This window comes from Corallococcus llansteffanensis (assembly GCF_003612055.1).
Lineage (GTDB): Bacteria > Myxococcota > Myxococcia > Myxococcales > Myxococcaceae > Corallococcus > Corallococcus llansteffanensis.
In genome coordinates this window covers 1-4022 of the sequence record NZ_RAWB01000755.1, presented here as the reverse complement: position 1 = coordinate 4022, position 4022 = coordinate 1, and the positions used below count along the sequence as shown (strand labels likewise).

Below are 4022 nucleotides of genomic sequence, written 5' to 3'. Positions count from 1 at the left end.
GCCCGGGTGGGTGGCGCGGGGCCGGCGCGGGCGTTCGTGGACACGACGCTGCCGTTGCTCCGACCGGCGCTCACGGTGGCGTTCGTGCTGGCGTTCCTCGCGTGCGCCACGGAGATCACCCTGTCCGTGCTGCTGGTGCCCGCGGGCTCCGAGGTGCTGGGGACGCTGCTGTTCGAATTGCAGAGCTACGCGGATCCGGCCGCCGCTGCGGTGCTGGCGTGCGCGTTCGTGGCGCTGGTGGTGGCGGGACAGGCTGTGCTCGCGTGGGCGCGGCGGCGCGTACCGGAGGTGCGGTGATGGCGGCCATCGTCCTGGAGGGACTGGTCAAGGCATACGGCGGGACGCCCGTGGTGCGGGGCCTGAGCCTGGAGGTGGGCCAGGGGGAGCTGGTGTCCCTGCTGGGCCCTTCTGGCTGCGGGAAGACGACGACGCTGCGGATGCTCGCCGGGCTGGAGCACCCGGACGCGGGCACCATCCGCCTGGGCGACGACGTGGTGGCCGGGCCCGGCGTGCGCGTGCCCCCGGAGCGGCGCGGCCTGGGCATGGTGTTCCAGAGCTACGCCGTCTGGCCGCATCGCAGCGTGGAGGCGAACGTCGCGTATCCGCTGATGCTCCGGAAGGTGCCCCGGCACGAGGTGGCCACCCGCGTGCGCGAGGCCCTGCGGTGGGTGCGACTGGAGGCGTTCGCGGCACGGATGCCGCACGAGCTGTCGGGTGGACAGTTGCAGCGCGTGGCGCTCGCGCGGGCGCTGGTGGCGGGGCCGCGCGTGCTGCTGCTGGACGAGCCGCTGTCGAACCTGGACGCGGCGCTTCGCGAGGAATTGCGCGCGGAGATCGCCGCGCTGCGGGCCCGGCTGGGCACGACGCTGGTGTTCGTCACGCACGACCAGGGCGAGGCGCTGGCGCTGTCGGACCGCATCGCGGTGATGAACCGGGGCGTCATCGAACAGGTGGACACGCCGGAGCGGCTGTACCGGGAGCCGGCGACGCCGTTCGTCGCGGGCTTCGTCGGCGGTGCGAACGTGTTGAAGGGCGAGGCCCGGGCGGGCACGTTCCACTGCGCGGGGGCCGACGTCGCGTTCGAGCTGCCAGCGGAGCTGAAGGGACGCTCGGGGCCGGGGACGCTGGTGGTGCGGCCCGAGGACCTGGAGCTGGGGGAGGAGGGCACGCCGCTGGTCCTCTCCGCCCGCCTGTTCCTGGGGCATGCGGCGGAGTACCGCTTCCCGGTGGCAGAAGCGTTCCTGCGCGTCATCGGGCCGGCCCTGGAGGGGGTGCGCGCCGGGCAGACACTGCGGGTCCGCCTGCGCAAGGCCACGGTGTTCGAGGAGGGAAAATCCCTTCCGAAATGACCATGTCACAGGCCGCGAGGGTGAGTCGTCCTGGGGGCGGACAGGATGTTCCTGCCCCGAAAAACGGAGCCGCACCCATGAAGCCCAGGATGAACGCCTTTGCCGCCGCGCCCGCACTGATGAAGGAGATGATCGACTTCAGCATGAAGGTCCAGGGCAGCGGGCTCGAAGCGAGCCTGATGGAGCTGGTGAAGATCCGCGCCTCGCAGATCAACGGCTGCGCCATGTGCCTCCACATGCACGCCCTCGAAGCCCGCAAGCAGGGGGAGACCGAGGAGCGCCTCTACCTGCTGTCCGCATGGCGGGAGTCGCCCCTCTTCACCGACCGCGAGCGGGCGGCCCTGGCCTGGACCGAGGCCCTGACGCTCGTCTCCCAGACGCACGCGCCGGATGCGGACTACGCTGCGATGCGGGCGCACTTCAGCGAGGAGGAGAGCGTGAAACTGACCCTGCTCATCGGGGTGATCAACAGCTGGAATCGGGTCCAGATCGGCTTCCACGCCGTCCATCCGGTGGTGTCGCGCAGTGAAGCCGCCTGAGGTGACTCCCGAGGACGCCTTCGATCCGCTCCGCCCGCGCCTGCTCCGCATCGCCTACCGGATGCTGGGCAGTGTCGCGGAGGCGGAGGACGTGGTGCAGGAGGCGTATCTGCGCTGGCACCAGACGGACCGCGCCGTGGTGCGGGACGCCGAGGCCGTGCTCGTCCGCACGGTGTCGCGCCTGTGCCTCGACGTCCTGAAGTCCGCCCGCGTCCAGCGCGAGCAGTACGTGGGGACCTGGCTTCCAGAGCCCATCGTCGAAGCGGTGGAGGGCGACGACTTGACGCTGACCCTGATGATGGCCCTGGAGCGCCTGTCCCCGCTGGAGCGGGCCGCGTTCCTGCTGCATGACGTGTTCGGCATGGACTTCGACGAGGTGGCGAAGGCCATCGACCGCGACCCCGCGGCCTGCCGTCAGCTCGCCAGCCGGGCGCGGAGCCACGTGCGCGAAGCCCGCCCGCGCTTCCCGGTGTCGGAAGGCAAGGGCCGCGAGCTGGCCTCGGCGTTCTTCACCGCGTCCCGGAGCGGGGACATGAACGCGCTCCAGGCGCTGCTCGCCCAGGACGTCGTCACGTACACCGACGGCGGTGGCAAGGTGAAGGCGGCCCCCAATCCCATCCTCGGAGCGGAGAAGGTCCTTCGCTTCTTCGGCGGGCTGCTGGAGCGCTTCGGGCTGAACTTCTCGCGGCTCGTCCACGAGGGGACCATCGACGGGCTGCCGGCCATCGTGACCGTGGAAGCGGATGGCGTGTTGCAGACCACCGCGTTCGACTTCGAGGAGGACCGCATCGTCGCCATCTACGTCACGCGCAATCCCGACAAGCTCCAGGGCATCCGCCGGCTGGTGGGCCAGGACGTCACTTGATGATGGGGGGCAGTCCCTTCGCGAGCGCGTCGATGGCGACACGCACGCGGACGGGCAGGTGCGGCGTGCTAGGCCAGAGTGCGTAGACGTCGAAGAGCAACCCGGGACTGTCAGGCAGCACCTGCACCAGCTCCCGGTCGCGGATGTGGTCCCGGATCAACCAGCAGGGCAACCACGCGAGCCCCATGCCCGCGACGGCCGCGTCGGCGATGGCCTCCAGGTCGTCGGACCGCAAGCGCGAGAGGGGGACGAACTCCGCGCTCGTGCCGTCCTCTTGGGGAAAGAGCCAGGTGCGCACCCGCCCGGAGCGAACGTAGGCGAGGGTGTCGTGCTTCGCGAGTGCGTCCCGGGTGCGGAGCGTGCCGCGCTTGCGCAGGTAGGCCGGTGAGGCGCACACGGTCATGCGCTGCTGGCTGACGCGGCGGGCGGTGAGCCCGTCCCCGGTGCCAATTCCGTTGCTGCCCGCGCTGCGGATGGCGAGGTCGAAGCCGTCCTCCATCAGGTCCACGGTGCGGTCGCTGAAGGACAGATCCAGCTCGAGCTTTGGGTGCGCGCGCGCGAGGTCGCGGAGGATGGGCGCCACGCAGCGACGGCCGAACAGCACGGGCATGCTGACGCGCAACCTGCCCGCGACTTCCTGCTTGCCGGACTCCAGCTGAGCTTCTCCGGCGCGCAGTTCCTCCAGCGCGCGCAGACACCGCTCGTAGAAGACCTGTCCGTCGTTCGTCAGGCTCTGCGTGCGCGTCGTGCGATGGAAGAGGCGCACCCCCAGCCGCTCCTCCAGTCGGGCCACCGTCTTGCCCACCGCGGAGCGCGAGAGGTGGAGCTTCGCGGCGGCGGCGGAGAAGCCACCGGCATCGACTGCCTCGACGAAGACAGACACACCGTGCAGGGGATCGCTCATGTTTCGTCCATTGTCGCCGTGGGGGCGACACTGATTGGAACCCTTGTCGCCACTGCGGAAATTTGTTCGACAATACCTTCTCCGCCACGAACCTGCTGCCAGGAGAAGCCCGTGGTGACCTCGACGATGAAGCGCTGGGAGATGGATGCCCCTGGACGTGCCCGACTGCGCCTGAACACCGTGGCGATGCCGGAGCCTGGACCGGGCGAGGTGTTGGTGAAGGTGGCGGCCGTGTCGCTGAACTACCGGGACAAGCAGGCCATCGAGACGGGCGTGGGCCAGGCGATGAAGTTCCCCTTCACTCCGGCTTCGGATCTGGCGGGCGTGGTGACGGCCCTGGGGGCGGGGGTGACGCGGTTCGCGGT

At 70.4% G+C, this 4022-nt stretch carries 5 protein-coding genes and 1 pseudogene; 5 read left to right on the top strand and 1 reads right to left on the bottom strand.

Features of this window, described 5'->3' with window-relative positions:
• The 4 genes and pseudogenes from D7V93_RS39605 to D7V93_RS39590 form a co-directional block, all read left to right on the top strand.
• Positions 1-297 (top strand): annotated as a pseudogene (locus D7V93_RS39605) (ABC transporter permease); the annotation flags it as partial.
• Positions 297-1349: an ABC transporter ATP-binding protein gene (locus D7V93_RS39600; protein WP_167509546.1), complete on the top strand. Its 1053-nt coding sequence runs from the start codon at positions 297-299 to the stop codon at positions 1347-1349. The pseudogene D7V93_RS39605 and the gene D7V93_RS39600, both read left to right, overlap by 1 nt.
• Positions 1350-1438: 89 nt before the next feature.
• Positions 1439-1888 carry a carboxymuconolactone decarboxylase family protein gene (locus tag D7V93_RS39595; RefSeq protein ID WP_279636986.1) on the top strand — a complete coding sequence of 150 codons (450 nt, stop codon included), beginning with the start codon at positions 1439-1441 and terminating at the stop codon, positions 1886-1888.
• A gap of 1 nt (position 1889) precedes the next feature.
• Positions 1890-2753 (top strand): sigma-70 family RNA polymerase sigma factor, encoded by an 864-nt coding sequence (locus D7V93_RS39590; RefSeq protein WP_120648219.1) that lies wholly within the window; start codon positions 1890-1892, stop codon positions 2751-2753.
• Here the strand turns inward: D7V93_RS39590 and D7V93_RS39585 are convergent.
• Positions 2746-3657 carry a LysR family transcriptional regulator gene (locus tag D7V93_RS39585; RefSeq protein ID WP_120648218.1) on the bottom strand — a complete coding sequence of 304 codons (912 nt, stop codon included), beginning with the start codon at positions 3655-3657 and terminating at the stop codon, positions 2746-2748. The two genes, D7V93_RS39590 and D7V93_RS39585, sit on opposite strands and share 8 nt — an antisense overlap.
• 111 nt (positions 3658-3768) lie before the next feature.
• On the opposite strand from D7V93_RS39585, the gene D7V93_RS39580 reads away from it, so the two are divergent.
• Positions 3769-4022: alcohol dehydrogenase catalytic domain-containing protein (locus D7V93_RS39580; protein ID WP_208723304.1), on the top strand; the 254-nt coding region annotated here is incomplete at its 3' end.

Coding starts and splice junctions, on each gene's coding strand:
- D7V93_RS39600 (WP_167509546.1), top strand. CDS start 297: ATGGCGGCCATCGTCCTGGAGGGACTGGTCAAGGCATACGGCGGGACG.
- D7V93_RS39595 (WP_279636986.1), top strand. CDS start 1,439: ATGAACGCCTTTGCCGCCGCGCCCGCACTGATGAAGGAGATGATCGAC.
- D7V93_RS39585 (WP_120648218.1), bottom strand. CDS start 3,657: ATGAGCGATCCCCTGCACGGTGTGTCTGTCTTCGTCGAGGCAGTCGAT.